The sequence below is a fragment of the Polyangium jinanense genome, assembly GCF_028435365.1.
In genome coordinates this window covers 38,189-60,695 of record NZ_JAGTJJ010000033.1, presented here as the reverse complement: position 1 = coordinate 60,695, position 22,507 = coordinate 38,189, and the positions used below count along the sequence as shown (strand labels likewise).

Sequence of the window (22,507 nt, the reverse complement as noted above, 5' to 3'; positions counted from 1 at the left end):
TGGGGAGGCGGGCGCGGAGATGGGGGAGCCGAGGTCTCCTCACTCGCCCGCGAGCCAATCCACACGAACTTCCGGTCGTACCCCACGACCACGCATGATCCCCGCGGCAGCGAGCGTACCCATTGCCGAATTTGCACTGCCGGCAAGACATGCTCGGTCAGCCAAACCGCGGAGTCGCTCATTCGTCGCCCAAGGCACGACGGACCGAAGTCGAGCACTTCAGCGATGAGCCCCCGGCGGCCCTCACCCGCCGCCCTGGCGTCCGCCATCCCCCATGTCACCGCTCCCCAAAATTCGGAATGAATTCTGAGGCCCAGTCCCGAGCCTCGTTATCAAGCGGAGAAAGCGTTAACAGCCAGCCGGCCGAGGGGGCCCTCGACCGCGAGAAGAGCACCGAGCAAGCGCCGGCCCGGTGAGACGGCGCGTGCGACCTCGACCCCCGGCGCCGATCCGCTGCAGGCCCACTGCGTCGAGCCGCACGGCGACGGCCCGGCCAAGCTGAGCAGCGCCCGGCACCCTTCTCTCCGCACGGCCCCCAGGACGACCGCGGTGCACCCTGCCGCTCGAGCCGTTTCCGCCCCGCATTCCATTGCTTGCGGGCTCGTGACTTTCTTTGTGTATTCGCGCTCGATGGCATCACAGACCTGCCGGCCCTCCAAGGTCGTTTCCGAGGCGGGGATGTTCACATCACGGGTGTCATCCTGGCCGGACGGTGGGCTGCGCGGTTTCAGGCGGTTTCTCCTATTGCGAAAACGCTTCACCGCCCATTGCGGTAAATTGTGCAGAACATCTCTGCTTCGATCGTATGTGTCCGTCCGCCTCCGCGTTTACGGCGCGCAGCGCTCCGTCGGCTCGGCTTCGTTGCGGCCCTACTTCTTCGCGGGCATTTTCGTCTCATTCCCCGATCCTCGCGGCCACGGACGACACTGTCTTATTGAGTGCTGATGACGGAGAACTCGAATCAGATTGATCTTTATCAGACGGTGGGTGGCTTACAATACATTCCGATAGGTAAGGTAGTTTCTGTCCTGGACAAGTACGACTTACCTGGTATTGGGGTGCCGCGTGTCACGGCTTTGGCACGGAGGAACATTGAAGGTCGCGCAGTTCTTTTCCGAGGCGAGCTCGTCGCCTCAGACCATCGACGCGATCAGACAATGGCTCGTCGCGCGAATGGCGGCGCTTTTGGGCGCCGCGCCGCCAGAGGAGCAGGCAGGGATCGACCTCGACGCCCCGTTCGCGCGGTTCGGCCTCGACTCGAGGCAGGCGCTCGAGATCCTGCGCGAGCTGGAGGCGCTGGTCGGCCGGAGATTGAGCGCGACCGCGATGTGGGAGCACCCTACAATCGAGGCGCTGGCGCGCTACGCGGTCGCCGGCGAGCCGGAGGCGCGCGCGCACGGAGCGCCATTGACGGTACCGGCCCAATCTGGCTCGAGTGACCGGCGCGACGAGCCGCTGGCCATCGTGGGGATGGCGTGTCGATTCGCCGGGGCGCCCGATCTGGACGCGTACTGGCGCTTGCTGGCCGAAGGAGTCGATGCGACGGGCGAGGTGCCCAGAGAGCGGTGGGATGCGGACGCGTACTTCGACGAAGATCGCAGCGCGCCGGGCAAGGCGGTGAGCCGCCGCGCGGCGCTGCTCGAGCACGTCGATCGGTTCGATCCGGGGGTGTTCGGGATCTCGCCGCGCGAGGCGAACGAGCTGGATCCGGCGCAGCGGCTTTCGCTGGAGCTGTCGTGGGAGGCGCTGGAGCACGCGGGGATCCCGCCGCGGTCGCTCGAGGGCAGCGCGACGGGCGTGTTCTTCGGCTCGATGTGGCACGACTGGGCGGACCTGACGGCGGGCGACGCGGCGGGCATGGCCGCGCACCGCGCGACAGGGCAGGCGCCGAACATGATCGCGAACCGGGTGTCGTACGTGCTGGGGCTGCGAGGCCCGAGCGTGGTGGTCGACACGGCGAGCTCGTCGGCGCTGGTGGCGCTGCACTACGCGGGGCACAGCCTGCGGAGCGGCGAGGCGGAGGTGGCGCTGGTGGGCGGCGTCAACCTGCTGCTTTCGCCCGAGACGATGGTGTTCGTGTCGAAGTTCGGCGGGCTTTCGCCGGACGGGCGGTGCAAGGCGTTCAGCGCGAACGCCGACGGCTTCGGTCGCGGCGAGGGCGGTGGGGTGATCGTGCTGAAGCGGCTGTCGCACGCGCAGCAAGACGGCGATCGGATCTACGCGATCGTGCGCGCGACGGCGGTCAACAACGACGGCGCGAGCTACGGGCTGACGGCGCCGAGCCCCGAGGCGCAGGAGGCGGTGCTGCGCGAGGCGTACGCGCGCGCGGGGATCGAGCCGGGGGCCGTGCACTACGTCGAGGCGCACGGCACGGGCACGCCGCTCGGCGATCAGATCGAGCTCGGAGCGCTCGGGGCCGTGCTCGGCGGCGCGCGGGCGGCGGAGCGGTCGCTACTGGTGGGCTCGGCGAAGACGAACATCGGCCACACCGAGGGGGCGGCGGGGATCGCGGGGCTGCTCAAGGCGGTGCTCGCGATGCAGCACCGGCAGGTGCCGGCGAGCCTCCATGCCGAGCCGCCGAACCCGGCGATCCAGTTCGGCGCGCTGGGGCTCCGCGTCCCGACCGCGCTCGAGCCGTGGCCAGCGGCGGCGTCGGAGCGCGCGCTGGCAGGCGTGAGCTCGTTCGGCTGGGGCGGTACCAACGCCCACGCGGTGCTCGAGGGGCCGGCACCGGACGTACACCTGCTCGCGCTTTCGGCGCCGGCGGAGGAGGAGCTTGCCGAGCGCGCGAGAGGGCTGCGTCGCGAGCTCGCGGACGCGCCGGCGGACTCGCGACTCGGCGAGTTGCTCGCTGCGAGCGCAGCCGGCGCCTCGGGGCAGCCGGCGGATCGAGCCGAGGGAGCGTCCGGGTGTCATCGCCTGGCCGCCGTGGTGCGCTCGTCCGGCGAGGCGATCGAGGCCCTGGACGCGTTCCTGGGCGGGGTGCCGCACGCCGGTCTGAGCGTGGGGCACCGCGCGCCGGCGCGTCCCGGCGTGGTGTTCGTGTTCTCGCCGCTCGGCGCGCAGTGGGCGGGCATGGGCCGGCAGCTGTTCGCGAGCGAGCCGGTGTTCCGCGCGTCGGTGCTGCGGAGCGATCGCGCGCTCGGTCCGCTGCTCGGCCGGTCGATCGTCGAGGATCTCGTGCAGCCGGCGGCGTCGTCGCGGTTCGACGACACGGTGTTCGTGCAGCCGCTGCTCTTCGCGGTGCAGGTGGCCTTGGCCGAGACCCTGCGCGCGTACGGCGTCGAGCCGGACGCGATCGTCGGCCACAGCGCTGGCGAGGTGGCCGCGGCCTACGTCGCGGGGGCGCTCGATCTGGCGGACGCCGCGCGGGTCATCCATCACTACAGCCGCGTGCAGGCCGGGGCGGCGGGGCCGGGCGCGATGGCGGTGGTCGAGCTGCCGGCGGCCGAGGTGGCGGCGATGCTCGCGCCGTACGCCGGCCAGGTCGAGCTCGCGGCGGTGAACAGCCGGCGCCAGGCGGTGATCTCCGGCGCAGCGGAGCCCGTGCACGCGCTCGTGGAGGCGTGGCGTGCGCGCGGCACCGCGAGCCACGTGATCCGCGTCGACGTGGCGGGCCACAGCCCGCGGATGACCGCGCCGCTCCTCGAGGAGCTCGAGGCGTCGCTGCAGGATCTAAAGCCGCGGCGGCCGCGGATCCCGATGTGGTCCACGGTCACGGGCGGCCGGGTCGACGGCGCCGATCTGGGCGGGGGGTACTGGTCCGGTAACCTGCGCCGTCCGGTGCAGCTCGGCGCGGTCATCGAGCTGCTCGCGGAGGATCACGGTGTGTTCGTCGAGCTCGGGCCGCACCCGGTGCTCGCGTTCGCGCTCGCCGAGAGCGTCGCGGCACGTGGTGCGCCGGCGGAGGTGCTGGCGGCGCTCCGCCGCCCGATGGACGCCACCCGCGGGGGGGACGACGAGCGGCGGTCGCTCGCCGAGGCCCGCGCGAGGTTGTTCGTGCTCGGGGCGACGCGGGCCTCCGGCGAGGAGGCGCCGGCCGAGCCAGTGCCGGTGGTGCTGTCGGCCCGGAGCGCGACCGCGCTGCGCGGTCAGGCCGAGCGGCTGCGCGAGCACCTGGTTGGTCGCCCCGAGCTTGCGCTGGTCGACGTTGCCTTCTCGCTCGCCACCACCCGCTCGTGCCTCGAGCACCGCGCCGCGATCGTGGCGCATGATCGGCGGGAGCTGCTCGATGCGCTCGATGCGCTCGCCGCGGGACGGCCCGCGCCACACGCGGTCGTCGGCCGGCGCACCGGCGGCGGCAAGGTGGTGTTCGTCTTTCCCGGCCAGGGCTCGCAGTGGCAGGGCATGGGGCGGGCGCTCCTCGACAGCGCGCCGGTGTTTCGCGAGCAGCTCCTCGCCTGCGAGCGCGCGTTGGCGCGCCATGTCGACTGGTCGCTGCTCGACGTGTTGCGTGGCGACGGCGCTTTCGCGGCCGCGCCCGCGCTCGACCGCGTCGATGTCGTGCAGCCGGCGTTGTTCGCCGTCATGGTCTCGCTCGCCGCGCTGTGGCGCTCGATGGGCATCGAGCCCGACGCGGTCGTCGGCCATAGCCAGGGCGAGATTGCCGCGGCCTGCGTCGCGGGTGCGCTGTCGCTCGAAGATGCCGCCGCGGTGATCGCCCTGCGCAGCCGCGCGCTCACCCGGCTTGCCGGCCACGGCGCGATGGCCGCCGTCGAGCTCGGCGCTGACGCCCTCGCGCCTCACGCGGCGCCGTTCGGCGATCGCCTGGCCATCGCCGCGATCAACAGTCCGCGCGCCACGGTGGTCTCGGGGGACGCGAACGCCGTGGACACGTTGCTCGGCGCGCTGTCGGCGGCGGGGGTGTTCGCGCGGAAGGTCCGCGTCGACTACGCCTCGCACGGCGCGCAGGTCGAGGCCGTCCGGGCGGAGCTCGTGGCGGGACTCGCCGGCATCGTGCCGCGCGCCGCCCGGATCCCGCTCTACTCCACCGTCACCGGCACACCGCTTGCGGGCGACGAGCTCGACGCCGGGTACTGGTATTCCAACCTCCGGCAGACCGTCCGGTTTGCGGACGCGATCGAGCGCCTCGCCGCTGACGGACATCGCTCGTTCGTCGAGGTGAGCCCGCACCCGGTGCTCGGGCTCGCGCTCGGCGAGACGCTCGAGCACGCCGGCGTGCCGGCTGCTGTCGTCGGCTCGCTCCGGCGCGACGACGGCGATCTTTCGCGCTTCCTCTGCTCGCTTGGCGAGCTGCACTGTCTCGGGCAGCCGGTCGACTGGAGCGCGTACTACCAGCCGCGGCGGCCGCGGCGGGTCGAGCTGCCGACGTACGCGTTTCAGCGACAGCGGTTCTGGCGCGCGGCGCCGGGGAGGCCTCGCGCCGAGGCCGCGCCCACCGAGCCCGCGCCGGTGCCCTCGTCGTGGTCGGAGGCCGGGGACCCGGCGCTGCTCGGCCGGCTGCGCGCACTGTCCGATCCGGATCGACTGCGCCACCTGCTTGCGATCGTGCGCGCCGAGACCGCCGCCGTGCTCGGCCACTCCGACACGTCGTCGATCGATTCGCACACGGGGTTCTTCGATCAGGGCCTCGATTCGTGGACGGTGACCCAGCTCCGGCTCCGGCTGGAGCACGCCACGGGCGTCGCGCTCTCCTCCAGCGTCGCGTTCGATCATCCGACGCCCCACCACCTCGCGGCGTTCCTCCGCGCGGCGCTCGCATCGGCGCTCGGGGCGTCCGGGGACCCGACGGACGAAGCGCGCGTGATCCCGCGGGCGCTTGCGTCGAGCGACGAGCCGATCGCGATCGTCGGCCTCGCGCTCCGGCTGCCGGGCGGCGCCGACGACGCCGACGGCCTGTGGCGCCTGCTCGAGGGCGAGATCGACGCGGTCGGTCCGATCCCGGCGAGCCGCTGGGACGCCGGCGCGGTCTACGATCCCGATCCGGCGGCGCCCGGGAAGAGCTACGTCCGCGAGGCCGCGCTGCTCGATCGGATCGACCTGTTCGACGCGGCGTTCTTCGGGATCAGCCCGTTCGAGGCCAACCACATCGATCCGCAGCATCGGCTGCTGCTCGAGACGGCCTGGCAGGCGCTCGAGCAGGCGGGCATCGTGCCGGCGACGCTGCGGGACTCGCAGACGGGGATCTACGTCGGGGTCGGGCCGGGGGATTACCTGTCGCTGCACGGTGCGCCGTCCACCGAGGCGCACGCGATGCTGGGGACGAGCCCGTCGCTGGCGGCGGGGCGGCTTTCGTTCACGCTCGGGGTGCAAGGCCCGGCGCTGTCGGTCGACACGGCGTGTTCGTCGTCGCTGGTGGCGCTCCACCTGGCATGTCAGGCGCTGCGCCACGGCGAGTGCAGGCTCGCGCTGGCGGCGGGCGTGAACGTGCTGGCCTCGGCCGACGGCTTCGTGCGGATGTGTCGCGCGCGGGCGCTTTCGCCGGACGGCCGGTCCAAGACGTTCTCGGCGCAGGCCGACGGCTACGGGCGCGGCGAGGGCGTGGTCGTGCTCGCGCTCGAGCGGCTGTCGGATGCGCGCGCGGCGGGGCGCGAGGTCCTGGCGCTGATCCGCGGCAGCGCGATCAACCACGACGGCGCGTCGAGCGGGCTCACGGTGCCCAACGGGACGTCGCAGCAGAAGGTCGTGCGCGCGGCGCTCGACGACGCGGGGCTCGCGCCGGCCGACGTCGACTTCGTCGAGTGCCACGGCACGGGGACGGCGCTCGGCGATCCGATCGAGGTCCACGCGCTCGGCGCGGTGTACGGGCGGGAGCGCCCGGCGGACCGGCCGCTGCTGCTCGGGGCGGTGAAGACCAACGTCGGCCACCTCGAGTGGGCGGCCGGGCTTGTGGGCGTGGCGAAGGTGATCGCCTCGCTGCGCCACGAGGCGCTGCCGGCGACGCTGCACACTTCGCCGCGCAATCCGCGCATCGACTGGGACGCGCTGCCGGTGGCGGTCGTCGATCAGCGGCGACCGTGGCCCCGGGATGCCGCGGGGCGGGCGCGCCGCGCGGGCGTGTCGTCGTTCGGCATCTCGGGGACCAACGCGCACGTGATTTTGGAGGAGGCGCCGCGGGACGCCTCGGTCGAGGTCGAACGAGCCGCGCCGGCCGTGGTGCCGCCGGTGCCGGTGGTGCTGTCGGCCAAGAGCGAGGCCGCGGTGCGCGCCCAGGCCGCGCGGCTGCGTGAGCACCTCGTCGCGCGTCCCGAGCTCGCGCTGGTGGATGTCGCGTACTCGCTGGTCACCACGCGCTCGCAGCTCGCGCATCACGTGGCGCTCGTCGCCCGCGAGCGCGCCGAGCTGCTCGGTGCCCTCGCGTCCTTTGCGCAGGGGTTGCCCACGCCACGCGCGGTGGTGGGTTCGCGGACCGGCGATGGCAAGCTGGCGGTGCTGTTCACCGGACAGGGCAGCCAGCGGCCGGGGATGGGCCGCGGGCTGTACGACGCGTACCCGGTGTTCCGGGAGACCCTCGACGCGGCGTGCGCGTACCTCGACGCCGCGGTTGCCGAGGGAGGGCGGCCGCTGCGCGAGGTGATGTTCGCCGCCGAGGGGAGCGAGGCCGCGGCGCTGCTCGACGAGACCTTGTACGCGCAGCGGGCGCTGTTCGCGCTGGAGGTCGCGCTGTTCCGGCTGCTCGCGTCGTGGGGCGGTAAGGTCGACCTCTTGCTCGGGCACTCGATCGGGGAGCTCGTGGCGGCGCACGTCGCCGGGGTGCTGTCGCTGCCGGACGCGTGCGCGCTGGTGGGCGCGCGCGCGCGGCTCATGCAGGGGCTGCCGGGTGGCGGGGCGATGGTGACCGTGCAGGCGTCCGAGCAAGAGGTGCGGGCGCTGCTGGCGGCGCGGCGGGCGGCGGGCGCGGAGATCGCGGCGATCAACGGGCCGACGTCGACGGTGGTGAGCGGGGACGCGGCGGCGGTGGGGGAGGTGGCCGCGCGGTTCGAGGCGCAGGGGCGGAAGACGACGCGGCTGCGGGTGAGCCACGCGTTCCACTCGCACCACATGGACGGGATGCTGGAGGCCTTCCGGCGGGTCGCGGAGGGGCTCACGTACCGGCCTGCGCAGATCCCGATCGCGTCGAACGTGACGGGGCGGATGGCGACGGACGCGGAGCTGAGCTCGCCGGGGTACTGGGTCGACCACGTCCGGCAGGCGGTGCGGTTCGCCGACGGGATCCGCGCGCTGCACGGCGAGGGCGTCCACACCTTCCTCGAGCTCGGGCCGCACGCCGTGCTGTCCGCGCTGGCGCAGGACGCGGTGGAGCCTGTGACGCACGAGGGCGAGCGGGCGGGCGTCGTGGCGATCCTGCGCAAGGATCAGCCGGAGGACGTGACCGTCGCGGCGGCGGTCGGCGCGCTGCACACGCGCGGCCACCGCGTCGACTGGAGCGCGTACTTCGATCGACGCGAAGTTGCGATCCGCCCGCGGCGGGTCGAGCTGCCGACGTACGCGTTCCAGCGCCAGCGGCACTGGCTCGATGCGCCGAGAGCCAGCCGCGCGGAGGACGCGCTGCTGCGGCTCGAGTGGACCGAGCTGTCGATCGCTCCCGCGCCGCAGCGATCCGAGCGCTGGACGCTCGTCGGTGCACCCGAGGGGCTCGAGCTAGGGCCCGCCGGTGTTGCGCTCGAGCGCCACCCCGATCTCGCCGCGCTGATCGCCGCGCTCGATCGCGGCGCCTCGGCTCCTGATGCGGTCGTGGTGCCGTGGTGCTCGCGCGGCGCCGCCGCGGCGCCAGCCGACGTGATCGCCGGGGCTCACGAGGCCACCGCGCGGCTGCTCGCGCAGCTCCAGGCGTGGCTCGCCGACGAGCGGTTGGCCTCGTCGCGCCTCGTCGTGCTGACCCGCGGGGCGGTTGCCGCGCGCTCCGGCGAGGACGTGCCCGACCTCGTCCACGCACCGCTGTGGGGACTGGTCCGGTCCGCGCAGAGCGAGCACCTCGATCGATCCATCTTGCTGGTCGACAGCGACGACACCGAGGCCTCGCGCGAGGTGCGGTTCACCGGAGGAGACGCGGCGGAGACCCAGCTCGCGCTGCGCCGGGGGACATGTCTGGTCCCTCGGCTCGCGCCGGCGCGGGTCGAGCGAGCGCTCACCGTGCCGCGGCCGCTCGCGCCGGGGGGCACGGTGCTGATCACCGGCGGCACCGGGGCCCTCGGCGGGTTGCTCGCCCGCCACCTCGTCCGCGCCCACGGCGTGGCGCACCTCGTGCTCGTGTCGCGGCAGGGCCCCGCGGCTCCCGGCGCCGACGCGCTCGGCCGCGAGCTCGAGGCCGCCGGGGCACGCGTCACCATCGCCGCGTGTGATGCCGCCGACCGGGCCGCGCTCGAGGCGCTGCTGGCCGGGATCCCGCGCGAGCATCCGCTGACCGCGGTCATTCATGCCGCGGGCGTGATCGACAGCAACGACCTCGGTGCGCTCACGCCGGAGCGGCTGCGCGCCGTCCTCGGCGCCAAGCTCGACGCCGCCGTGCACCTGCACGAGTTGACGCGGGCGCTGGAGCTGTCCGCGTTCGTCCTGTTCTCCTCCGTCTCGGGGGTGGTCGGCGGCGCCGGCCAGGCCAGCTACGCCGCGGCCAACGCGTTTCTCGACGCGCTGGCCCACCATCGCCGCACCCAGGGGCTCCCCGCGCTCGCGCTCGCCTGGGGGCTCTGGCAGACCGGCGCCGGGATGGACGCGCGCCTCACCGATGTCGATCTCGAGCGGATCGAGCGCGGCGGCCTGCGCCCGCTGTCGCCGGACGACGGACTCGCGTTGTTCGACGCCGCCCTCGCGCGACCCGACGCTGCGCTCGTCCCGGCGCGGTTCGATGCCGCCGCGCTGCGCTCGTACGCCCACGCCAGGTCCCCGGTGCTCCGTGGCCTGGCCGGGGGCCCTGCCGCGCGTCCGGTGGTCGCGCACGCCGCGGCGGCCCCCTCGCTCCAGCACCGTCTCGGCGCGCTGTCGGCCGAGGACCGCGAGCGCGCCCTGCTCGAGCGGGTACGCGTGGAGGTCGCAGGCGTGCTCGGCCTGGGAGATCCCAGCACCGTGCCGGCCGAGCGGCCGTTGCGAGAGCTGGGGCTCGACTCGTTGATGGCGGTCGAGCTCCGCGGCCGCCTGGCTGACGCGACGGCCGCCCGGCTGCACACCACCCTGCTGTTCGATCACCCGACGCCCGGAGCGCTCGCGCGCTTCCTCGCCCACCAGTTGTTCGGGGGACAGCCCGAGGCCGCGCCCGCGCCTGCGCCTGATCCGAGGGCCGGCGCCGACGAGCCGATCGCGATTGTGGCGATGGGCTGTCGGTTCTCCGGCGGCGTGCGCATGCCCGAGGACCTGTGGCAGCTCCTGGCCGAGGGGCGCGACACCATCTCCGGTTTTCCGGACAACCGCGGCTGGGACGTGGCGACGCTCTACGATCCCGATCCGGAGGCCGTGGGCAAGACCTACACGCGCGAGGGAGGCTTCCTCCACGATGCCGATCAGTTCGATGCCGAGCTCTTCGGGATCAGCCCGCGCGAGGCGCTGGCGGTCGATCCGCAGCACCGGCTGCTGCTCGAGACGACGTGGGAGGCCGTGGAGCGCGCGGGCCTTGCCCCGACGACGCTGCACGGCTCCCAGACCGGCGTGTTCGTGGGGGTGGTCTACAGCGACTACGCGACGCTGCTGCGCGAGGCCCCGGGCGATCTCGAGGCCTACGCCGGCCTTGGCAGCCTGCCGAGCGTGGCGTCGGGGCGGATCGCGTACGCGCTGGGGCTGCACGGTCCCAGCCTCACCGTGGACACGGCGTGTAGCTCGTCGCTGGTGGCGATCCACCTCGCTGTTCAGTCGCTGCGCCGGGGCGAGTGCACGCTCGCGCTGGCGGGTGGGGTCACGGTGATGGCGACCCCGGGCATGTTCATCACGTTCAGCCGCCAGCGCGGGCTTTCGCCGGATGGCCGGTGCAAGGCGTTCTCGGCGGCGGCGGATGGGACGGGCTGGGGCGAGGGCGCCGGCATGCTGGTGCTCGAGCGGCTGTCGGACGCGCGGCGCCACGGCCATCCGGTGCTCGCGGTGCTGCGCGGCTCGGCGGTCAACCAGGACGGCAGGAGCCAGGGGCTGACGGCGCCGAGCGGGCCGGCCCAGGAGCGGTTGATCCGCGAGGCGCTCGCGGACGCGCGGCTCCGCCCCGACGACGTCGACGTCGTGGAGGCGCACGGCACGGGCACGAGGCTGGGCGATCCGATCGAGGCGCACGCGCTGCTTTCGACCTACGGGCGAGATCGATCCGAAGATCGTCCGCTGTGGCTCGGGAGCCTGAAGTCCAACCTGGGCCATACCCAGGCGGCGGCGGGCGTGGGCGGGGTCATCAAGATGGTGCTGGCGATGCAGCACGGGGTGATGCCGCGGACGCTGCACGCGGCGGAGCCATCGCCGCACGTCGACTGGTCAATGGGGGCGGTGCGGCTCTTGAACGAGCCGGTGCCCTGGGTCGTGGAAGGGCGACCGCGGCGGGCCGGCGTGTCGGCGTTCGGGGTCAGCGGCACCAACGCGCACGTGATCCTGGAGCAGGCGCCGCCTTTCGAGGAGCCGCCGGAGGGGGCGGGCGGAGCTTCGCCCGCGGTGCCGGCGCTGCTGTCGGCCCGGAGCGAGGCCGCGCTGGCTGCCCAGGCCGCGCGATTGCGCGAGCACCTCGAGGCGCATCCCGGGCTCCCGCTGCTCGATGTCGCGTACTCGCTGGCCACCACCCGCGCGCAGCTCGAGCATCGTGCGGCGCTGGTCGCCCGCGATCGGGCCGGGCTGCTCGACGCGCTGACGTCCGTCGCGCGGGGAGAGCCGACGCCGCACGCGGTGGTGGGCTCGTCCACCGGTGGCGGCAAGGTCGTGTTCGTGTTCCCGGGGCAGGGCTCGCAGTGGCCGGGCATGGCGCGCGCGCTGCTCGACACGGTGCCGGTGTTCCGCGATCAGATCGCGGCGTGCGAGCGCGCGCTTTCGCCGCACGTGGATTGGTCCTTGCTGGCGGTGCTCCGCGGCGAGCCGGGCGCGCCGAGCCTCGAGCGGGTCGATGTGGTGCAGCCCGCGCTGTTCGCGGTGATGATCGGGCTCGCGGCGCTGTGGCGCGCGATGGGCGTCGCGCCGGATGCGGTGATCGGGCACAGCCAGGGCGAGATCGCCGCGGCGTACGTGGCCGGTGCGCTGTCGCTCGAGGACGCTGCCGCGGTGGTCGCCCTGCGCAGCCGCGCGCTGACCCGGCTCGCCGGCCGGGGCGCGATGGCGGCGGTGGAGCTCAGCGCCGCCGCGCTCGCCCCGTACCTCGCCCCGTTCGGCGCGCGAGTGGCGATCGCAGCGGTGAGCAGCCCGCGCGCGGTGGTGGTCGCGGGCGAGCCCGAGGCGATTGAGACCCTGCTCGACCGGCTCGCGGGCGCGCAGATCTACGCGCGCAAGGTGCGCGTGGACTACGCGTCGCACAGCGCGCAGGTGGAGGCGGTGGAGGAGGAGCTCGTCACTGCGCTTTCGGGCATCACGCCGCGCGCGGCGGCGATCCCGCTCTACTCGACGGTGACGGGCGGGCCGGTGGCGGGCGGCGAGCTGGATTCCGCGTACTGGTACCAGAACCTCCGCCAGACCGTCCGGTTTGCGGACGCCGTGCAGCGAGCGATCGCGGACGAGCACCGCTGTTTCGTCGAGGTCAGCCCGCACCCGGTGCTCGCGCCCGCGCTGACCGAGACGCTCGAGGGAGGAGCCGCCGCGGCGGGCGCGGTCGTCGGCTCGCTGCGGCGCGACGACGGCGATCTCGCACGCATGCTGATGTCGCTCGGCGCGCTGCACGCCCACGGTCAGCGCGTCGACCTCCGCGCGTGCTTCGAGCTGCTCGGCGACATGGCGAGCGGCGAGCCCGGGAGGCAACCGCGCCTCCGGCGGGTCGACCTGCCGACGTACGCGTTCCAGCGCCAGCGATACTGGCCGGAGGTCCGGCCGCTCCGGGCGGCGCCGCGGAGCTCCCGCGCTGCCGGGGAGCACCCGCTCCTGGGCGTACCGTTCGCATCCTCGCTGCACCCCGAGGAGCGGCTCTGGGAGCAGCCGGCGATCCTCGACGCTGCGCCGTGGCTCGTCGAGCACCGGCTCGGCGGCGAGGCGATCTTGCCGGGCGGGGTGTACCTCGAGATGGCGCTCGCAGCGGGCGCCGCGCTGTACGGTGTGGACGGATTCGAGCTCGTCGGCGTGCGCTTCGAGCGGATGCTGGCGCTGCCCTGCGGCGCGCTCCAGGTGGCGATCGCGCGGGAGGCGGGACGCGCCACGGTGGCGATCGCGTGTCGCGCGGAGGGAGCGGAGGCGTGGACGCGCCACGCGGTCGCGGAGCTCCACGTCGCGCCGCGGACGCGGCAGCCGTGCGAGACGACGCCGACGGAGATCCAGGCGCGCTGCGCGGGCGTAGTGGACGCGGCCGAGCACTATGCGCGTTTCGAGCAGCTTGGCGTGGCGTACGGACCCCGGCTTCGCAGTGTGGAGCGGATCTGGGTGGGAGACGGCGAGGCGATTGGCCTCGTGCGCATGCCGCCGGAGCTCTTGGGCGAGGCGGCCGACTATCAGGCTCATCCGGCGCTGCTCGATGGTTGCTTCCAGGTGATGATGGCGCTGGTGTGCGCGCGTTCGGCGGAGCGCACGCTCGTGCCGATCGGGTTTGGCCGCGTGCGGATGCACGCGCGCCCGCCGACGCAGGTCTGGGTGCACGTCCGCGGCGACGCGCGAGACCTGAAGCTCGCGGTCCTCGACGACGACGGCGGCGTTCTCCTCGAGCTCAGCGACGCGCAGCTCGCGCCGCGTACGACCGCGACCGATCCGTTCGACGACTTCGTCCACGGCGTGGCCTGGCGTCACCGCGAGCTGCCGGCCCGGGCTCCTGCGCAGGCGCGGCCTCGTGAGCAAACGCCGTGGATCATCCTCCGCGACGCGCACGACACCGGCGCGGAGCTGGCGAAGGCGCTGCGCGCACGGGGCGAGGCGTGCATCGAGATCGACGCGGCCGAGCCGGTGGAGCTCTCCCGGCTGCTCGCGGGCGCCTGTCGCGGCGTGGTCCACTGCGGGAGCCTCGATTCCGCGCCCCGGGCAGAGACGACGCCCGCGACGCTCGAGGCGGATCTTCGCCGCGGAACGCACGCAGCGGTGGTGCTGGCGCAGGCGATCGTGCGGCGCGCGTTCCGGAACCCGCCGCGGCTCGTCCTGGTGACGCGCGCGGCGCAGGCGGTGGGGACCGGTCCGGTCTCGGCGGCCCAGGCGCCGCTGTGGGGGCTTTCGCGCGCGGCGGCGATGGAGCACCCGGAGCTCGAGTGGACGTGCATCGATCTGCCGGCGGTGCCGCTGTCCGGCGAGGCAGAACTCCTTGCGCGCGAGCTCCTCGCGGGCGACGGTGAGGAGCAGATCGCGCTGCGCGCGGAGGGCCGGTTCGTAGCGCGTCTCGTGCGGACGAGCCTGGGCACGCCGGCGCGAGCGGGCGTGCTGCCGGCGAAGATCGCGGCGGATCGGACGTACCTCATCGCGGGCGGGCTGGGTGGGCTCGGCCTCGTGCTGGCGCGCTGGATGGTCGAGCAGGGCGCGCGTTCCCTGGTGCTTTTGGGCCGGAGCGCGCCGGGGGAGGCCGCGCGTGCGTCGATCGGCGCGATGGAGGAGCTCGGCGCGAAGGTGCTCGCGGTCCAGGGTGACATCTCGCGCCGGGCCGACGTCGATCGGATCGTCGGTGAGATCTCGCGTGATCTACCGCCGCTGCGCGGCGTGGTGCACGCCGCGGCGGTGGTGGCAGACCGCACGGTGCTGGAGCTTGCGGACGTGGAGCTCCTGGCCACCGCGAGGCCGAAGATCCTCGGCGCGTGGAACCTGCACGAAGCGACGCGGGAGATGCCGCTCGACTTCTTCGTGATGTACTCGTCCATGGCGTCGGTCCTGGGCGTGCCGGGGTTGGCGGCCTATGCGGCGTGTAATGCCTTCCTCGACGCGCTGGCTCATGCACGCGCCGCAGAGGGGTTGCCGGCGACGAGCATCCAGTGGGGCCTGTTCGCGGAGCTGGGCGTGGCGGTCGAGGACGGCCGCGGGCTCCGGCTCTCGGCTCGGGGCATCGGGGCCCTCACGGCGGCGGAGGGCACCGAGCTGTTCGGCCGCGTGCTCGCGCACCCGCGCGCCGAGGTGGCGCTGTTCCGGCTCTCGCTGCGCCGGTGGCTCGAGGCGACGCCGCAGGCAGCGGGTACGCGTTACCTCTCCGAGCTGCCGCTCGAGCTGGCTCGCCCCGCGGGGCCCGCGCCCTCCGGGCTCCGCGAGGTGCTGGCGAAGGCGCCGCCGGCGGACCGCGTGGAGCGGATCGCGGCCCACGTGACCGAGCAGCTCGGTCAGGTCCTGCGCGTTCCGCCGGCGCGCATCGATCGCGGCACGCCGTTCCAGAGCCTGGGCCTGGACTCGCTGATGAGCCTCGAGATGCGCAACCGTCTCGAGAAGAGCCTGGGGCTCCGGCTCCAGCCGACGCTGTTCTTCACGTTTCCGGCGGTGGCGCCGCTGGCCCAGCACCTGCTCTCGTGTCTGGACCTCCCGGCGGCCGAGGCACCCTCGGTCGCCCCGCTCCCCGCACCGGACGGTGATGTGGTGGAGCGCGGCCAGCACGAGCCGCTGGCGATCGTGGGGATGGCCTGCCGGTTTCCGGGGGGCGGTGACAGTCCGGACGCCTACTGGGATCTGCTGGTGCGTGGCGTCGACGCGATTCGCGAGATCCCGGCCGATCGGTGGCCGGCCGAGGCGCTCCCCGGCGACAAACCCGCGGCGCGATCCGCGGCGCTGCTCGATCGGGTCGATGGCTTCGACGCGGCGTTCTTCGGCATCTCGCCGCGCGAGGCCGAGAGCCTCGATCCGCAGCAGCGTCTCTTGCTCGAGATCGCGTGGGAAGCGCTGGAGGACGCCGGACAGCGGCCGGAGGCGCTCTCGGGCACCGCGACGGGCGTCTACGTCGGCTTCAACTCGCTCGACTACCAGCACCGGTTGATCCTGCGGGGCACCTCCGACGTCGACGCGTACACCGCCCTCGGCAACCAGCTGAGCACCGCGAGCGGCCGGATCTCGTACACGCTCGGGTTGCAGGGGCCGAGCATCTCCGTGGACACGGCGTGCTCCTCGTCGCTGGTCTCGATCGCGCTGGCGTGCCAGGGGCTGCGCGCGGGGGACTGCGATGTGGCGATCGCGGGTGGGGTCACGCTCCTGCTGTCGCCCTACACGATGGCGTTGGTGGCGGGGACCCAGGCCCTGTCCCCGGATGGTCGCTGCAAGACGCTGGACTCGCGGGCGAACGGCTTCGTCCGTGGCGAGGGCTGCGGGCTTTTGGTGCTCAAGCGGCTGTCGGACGCACGGCGCGACGGCGACCCCATCCGCGCCGTGATCGAGGGCTGGGCAGTGAACCAGGACGGGCGATCGGCCGGCCTGACTGCCCCCAACGTGCTCTCGCAGCAGGCGCTGCTCCGCACGGCGCTTTCGCGCGCGCGTGTGTCGTCCGACGAGGTGGGCTACGTGGAGATGCACGGCACGGGGACGCCGCTGGGCGATCCGATCGAGGCGGCCGCGCTCCGCGAGGTGATCGGCGGGCCGCGGGCCGATGGCTCGCCGTGCGTGCTCGGCGCGGTGAAGACGAACCTCGGGCACCTCGAGGCCGCCGCGGGAGTCGCCGGGCTGATGAAGGTGGTGCTCTCGCTCGAGCACGAGGTGATCCCGAAGAACCTGCACTTCCGGACGCTGAACCCGAGCATCTCGTTCGAGGGCACGCCCTTCGCGATCCCGACCGAGGCGGTGCCCTTTCGGCGCAGCGACCGGCGCCGTGTGGCCGGCGTGAGCTCGTTCGGGATCAGCGGGACCAACGCGCACGTGGTGCTCGCGGAGGTGCCGGCCGTGACGGCGGCGCCGACGAAAGCGAAGGCTCAGCCGGAGCTTTTGGTGCTGTCGGCCCGGAGCATGGCGGCGCTGGAAGCACAGGCGGGACGGCTTTCGGCACACCTCGGGGCGCATCCCGAGCTACAGCTCGGCGACGTGGCGTTCAGCCTGGCGACCACGCGCAGCGAGCTGCCGCATCGGCTCGCGGTGGTGGCGACCGCGCGCGAGGCGCTCGCGGAGTCGTTGTCCGCGGTGGCGCGAGGCGCGTCGCCGGCGGGCGTCTCGCGCGGGCGCCTCGGCGCCGGCGGGCCGGGCCGCGTGGTGTTCGTGTTCCCGGGTCAGGGCGCGCAGTGGATCGGCATGGGCCGGATGCTCCTGACCGAGGAGCCGGTCTTCCGCGACGCGCTAATGGCGTGCGATCGGGCGATCCGGGCCGAGGCGGGGTGGTCGGTGCTTGCGGAGCTCGGCGCCGACGAGGCGGGCTCGAAGCTGAGCCAGATCGACGTGGTGCAGCCGCTCCTGTTCGCGATCCAGGTGGGGCTCGCCGCGTTGTGGCGGTCGCGCGGCATCGAACCGGCGGTGGTGATCGGCCACAGCATGGGCGAGGTCGCGGCCGCGCACGTGGCGGGCGCGCTGTCGCTCGAGGACGCCGCGGCGGTCATCTGCCGGCGCAGCCGGCTGCTCCGGCGGATCAGCGGGCGGGGAGAGATGGCGGTCGTGGAGCTGCCCGCGGCCGAGGCCGAGGCGGCGCTTTCGGGATACCAGGATCGGCTGAGCGTGGCGGCGAGCAACGGCCCACGCTCGACGGTGGTGGCAGGCGATCCGGGTGCGCTGGGCGAGGTGATGGCGGCGCTGGAGGCACGGGGCGTGTTCTGCCGGCGCGTGAAGGTGGACGTGGCCAGCCACAGCCCGCAGGTGGACGGGCTGCGCGAGGAGTTGGTCGCGGACCTGTCCGGTCTCACGCCGCGCCGTTCGACGGTGCCGATGCGTTCGACGGTGACCGGGGCGGCGGTGGAGGGACAGGAGCTCCTGGCCTCCTACTGGGCCGACAACTTGCGGCTGCCGGTGCGGTTCATCGAGGTCGTGCAGGCCCTGCTCGCGGACGGCCACGGGCTGTTCGTGGAGGTGAGCCCGCATCCCATTCTGGTGCCGGCGATCGAGGAGCTGCTCCACGCGACGGCGCGGCAGGGCCTGGCGGTGGGCTCGTTGCGCCGCGGCCAGGACGAGCGCGCGGCGATGCTCGAGGCGCTGGGCGCGCTGTGGGCGCGAGGTCACGTCGTGGCCTGGGATCGGCTGTTCGACGCCGGTCACCGGCGCGTGCCGTTGCCGACCTACGCGTGGCAACGAGAGCGGCACTGGATCGAGGCGGAAGCCGGCTCCGAGGCGAGCCGCGGCGGTCGTGGCCACGCGGGCGGCCACCCGCTCCTGGGCGAGCGTCAGACGCTCTCGATCCAGCCAGGGACCAGCCTCTGGGAGACGACCCTGAGCGCCCGGCGTTTGCCGTGGCTCCACGATCACCGGATCCATGGCGTGGCCGTGTTCCCGGGCGCGGCGTTCCTGGAGATGGCGCTCTGCGCGGAGGTCGTCGGCCAAGGTCCCTGCGAGCTCGCCGGCGTGGCGCTGTCGCACGCCCTGGCGTTCTCGGACGACGCGGCGGTGACGGTGCAGATGGTGACGACCGGCGAGCCCGCCGGCCTGCGGTTCCAGATCGCGAGCCAAGTGCCGGGCGCGGAGCGCGGCTCGTGGCAGGTGCACTGCCGAGGCGCGCTCAACCGGACCCCGCGCGCCGAGGCGCCGGCGAGGCTCGACCTGGAGGCGCTGCGCGCTCGACTTGAGGTCGACGCACCGATCGCGACCTTCTACGCGGAGCTCGCCGCGCGGGGGGTGCAGTACGGTCCGGCGTTCCAGGGGCTCGTGGAGCTCTGGCGTGGGGAGGACGAAGCGCTCGGGCGCGTCCTGCTCCCCGAGGCAGCCGGGTCGCCGGCGGCCTACCGGCTGCACCCGGCGCTGCTGGATGCCTGTCTGCAGGTGGGCAGCCCGCGGGACGGCGAGCGGGCGCCGTGGGTGCCGGTCGAGGTGGGCGCGCTGCGGCTGTGGCGCCGGCCGACGGGGGAGCTGTGGTGTCATGCGAGGAGTCGCGTGGTGTCCGAAGGCCGGCGGAGCCTCGACCTCCGGATCGCGGATAGCGCGGGGGTCGTGGTCGCGGAGATCTCTGGCCTCATCAGTCAGCGGCTCGCCGAGGAGCGCCGCCCGCGCGAGGCCGAGGACGAAGGGTTCCTCGAGCTCGACTGGGAGCGCGCCGCGGTGCCCGCGCCCGCACGCGCGGCGGGCCGGTGGCTCCTGCTCGGCGGAGGCGAGCTCGGCGAAAGGGCGCGCGCGGCGCTCGAGGCCGCGGGACACCTGGCCGTGCACGCGGCGATCCCCGAGGACGCCGCGGGTGCGCGCGCGCTTTTCGGGGCGGCGTTCGGCGGGCAGCTCCCCACGGGGGTGGTGCACCTGGGCAACCTCGAGGCGGGCGGCGAGCTCGACACCGACGCGATCGAGACGGCGCTTGCGTGCGGCTGCGATAGCGTGCTCGCCACGGTGAAGGCGCTGGCCGCGGCTGCCGATCGAGACCTGCCGCGCCTGTGGCTCGTGACCCGAGGTGCGCAGCCGCTCGGCGGCGGCTCCCGGCATCGGGTGGCAGCCGCGCAGGCGATGGCGCTGGGGCTGGGCCGCGTCATCGCGGCGGAGCACACGCGCTTGCGTTGTGCCCGGGTCGACCTCGATCCGGACCGCCCCGCGGGGGAGATCGACGCCGTGCTAGCGGAGCTCCTGGCCGACGACGCCGAGGACGAGGTGGCGTGGCGCGGCGGCGAGCGCCACGTGGCGCGGCTTTCGCGCCGATCGCTCGAGCGACGGCGCGTGCAGGACCTGCCGGCAGGCGCGCGCGTCCGCCGAGACGGTAGCTACCTGGTGACCGGCGGCCTGGGCGGGCTGGGGCTCTCCGTCGCCGGATGGCTGGCGGAGCAGGGCGCCGGCCACCTGGTGCTGGTGGGGCGATCCGGGGCGACGACCCCGGCGCAGCAGGCCGCCGTGGCGGCGCTCGAGGCGAAGGGCGCGCGCGTGACGGTGGCCCGCGCGGACGTCGCCGATCGGGCGGCGCTCGAGCGGGTGCTGCGCGAGATCGACGCGTCCGGACTGCCGCTCCGCGGCGTCGTCCACGCCGCGGGCGTCCTCGACGACGGGCTGCTCCTGCAGCAGACGCCCGCGCGGTTTCGCACGGTGATGGCGTCCAAGGTCCGGGGCGCCTTGCACCTGCACGCGCTGACGCGCGAGCTTTCGCTGTCCTTCTTCGTGATGTACGCATCGGCCGCCGGGCTCCTGGGCACGCCGGGGCAGGGCAACTACGCCGCGGCCAACACGTTCCTCGACGCGCTTTCGCACCACCGGCGGGCGCTCGGGCTCCCGGCGCTCAGCATCGACTGGGGCGCGTTCTCCGAGGCGGGCCTGGCGGCGGCGCAGGCGAACCGCGGCGAGCGGCTGGCCGCCGGCGGGGTCCGGAACCTGACCCTCGACGAGGGCCTCGCGGTGCTGGCCCGCCTGCTCGAGAGCGACCATGCGCAGATCGGCGTCGTCCCGCTCGACGTGTCGCGGTGGGCAGACCTCCACCCGGCGGTGGCCTCATCGCGGCTCTGGTCGCGGCTCCGGTCCACCGGCCGGGAGGGCGCCGAGGCGCACGCGGAGGAGCGCGCGCTGCTCGATCGACTGACGATGGCCGGACCCGCCGAGCGGACCGCGCTGGTGCAGGCGGTGCTCCGCGCGCAGGTCTCGCAGGTGCTGCGCATCCCGGAGGAACGGCTCGACCTGGACGAGCCGCTCACCAGCCTCGGGATGGACTCGTTGATGGGCCTCGAGCTGCGCCATCGCCTGGAGGCGCGGTTCGGCATCCAGCTCTCCGCCACCTTGCTGTGGCGATATCCCACGGCCTCGGCGATCGGGGAGCACCTCCTCGAAGAGCGCCTCCGGGTCGCGGTGCAGTTGCAGTCGCCCGCATCACCTCCGGGCACGCCGAGCTCGGCGGCAGACGACGACGAACAAGAAGAGGGAATACTGTGAACGTCAAGGAGATCCTGCTCACCGCCGAAGCCCGTGGCGTGGCGCTGCGTGTCGACGGCGAGAACCTGGTGTTCAAGGCGCCCAAGGGGGCGCTGACGCCGGAGCTCCGGCAGGCGATCGCCGATCGCAAGATGGAGATCATCTCCTTCCTGCGAGGCGGCGACGTCCCCGCCAGAGCGCCGATCCCTCGCGCATCGGCGCCGGAGACGGAGCCGGCCCCCGTCTCGGCCGGTCAGGCGCGGCTCTGGTTCCTCGATCGGCTGGTGCCCGGGAGCGCGCTCTACAACGTTCACGTCGAGCTGCGCATGAAGGGCGCGCTCGCTCGCGTCGCGCTCAAGGCGAGCCTTTCCGCGGTCGCGGAGCGACACGCGATGCTGAGGGCCACGTTCCCCGAGCTGGACGGGCGGCCGAGCCTCGTCAGCGGCCCGCACGCCGGCCCTCGCGCCTGGGAGCTGCCGGTCATCGATCTGCGCGCCGTCCCCGCGGGCGATCGAGAGGCGGAGCTCTCGCGGTGCGCGGCCGAGCGCGCCGCGATTCCGTTCGATCTCGCCCGCGGGCCGCTCGTGCGAACGACCCTGGTCGCGCTCGGCGACGAGGACCACGTCCTCTTCCTCGATCTGCACCACATCATCACCGATGGGTGGTCGGTCGGCGTCCTGCTCCGCGATCTGGCCGAGCTCTACGCGAGCATTCGCGCGGAGCGGCCCGCCCGCCTCCCCGCGCTGCCGGTTCGCTACACGGACTTCTGCCGGTGGCAAGAGGAGGCGCTCCAGGGCGAGGCCCTCCAGCGGTCCACGGCGTGGTGGAAGCAGACCCTCGCGGGGCTGCCGCGGCTCGAGCTCCCGACGTCGCGGACGGCGGCGCGAGGCCCGAGCCACGCCGGCGACGCGTACACGTTCACGCTCCCGGCGGAGCTGATCGCGGCCCTCAAGGAGCTGGCCCGCCGCGAGTCCTGCACGCTGTACGCGGTGCTGCTCGCGGCGTGGGCGTCGCTGCTGCACCGCTACTCGCAGCAGGTGGACTTCGGGATCGGCACGGTCGCGGCGGCGCGCGAGCGGCCGGAGCTGCGCGAGCTCTTCGGCTTCTTCGCGAACACGCTCGTGCTGCGGTGCGATCTGTCGGGCGATCCGGATGGCGTGACCTTGCTGCGCCGGCTGCGCGGCATCGTCGGGGCCGCGCTCGAGCACCAGGCCGTGCCCTTCGACCGGATCGTGAACGCTGTCGGCGCCGAGCGCGGCCGCGATCTCACGCCGCTGTTCCGGGCCAGCTTCGTGTTCGAGAACACGCCGCTGCCGGAGCTCGCCGTCCCGGGGATGTCGTGGACCGTGGAGCTGCAGCGGCCCGACGGCGGCATCGAGGGCACGGCCAAGTTCGAGCTCGGCCTCACGATGCGGGAGGAGAGCGAGCAGATCGCCGCGACGATCGAGTACGCGACCGATCTCTTCGACGCCTGGGCGATCGAGCGCATGGCCGGGCACCTCTGCGTGCTGGCCGAGGGCCTCGCGGCCGACCCCGGCCGGCGGATCTCGGAGCTGCCGCTGCTCACCGCCGCGGAGCGGCG

2 protein-coding genes (1 of these 2 only partly in view) are annotated in these 22,507 nt (G+C 73.9%); both read left to right on the top strand.

What is annotated here, in order from left to right; translation table 11 throughout:
• Positions 1–1,065 precede the first annotated feature (1,065 nt).
• Positions 1,066–20,946 (top strand): type I polyketide synthase, encoded by a 19,881-nt coding sequence (locus tag KEG57_RS35935; protein ID WP_272459279.1) that lies wholly within the window; start codon positions 1,066–1,068, stop codon positions 20,944–20,946.
• A protein-coding gene (locus KEG57_RS35930; RefSeq protein ID WP_272427523.1) for a non-ribosomal peptide synthetase crosses the window boundary here: on the top strand, positions 20,943–22,507 show its 5' end (the start). It continues 12,070 nt past the right edge of the window; 1,565 of the gene's 13,635 nt are visible here — the first part of the coding sequence; it begins with the start codon at positions 20,943–20,945; its stop codon lies off the right edge, out of view. The genes KEG57_RS35935 and KEG57_RS35930 overlap by 4 nt, the downstream gene beginning before the upstream one ends.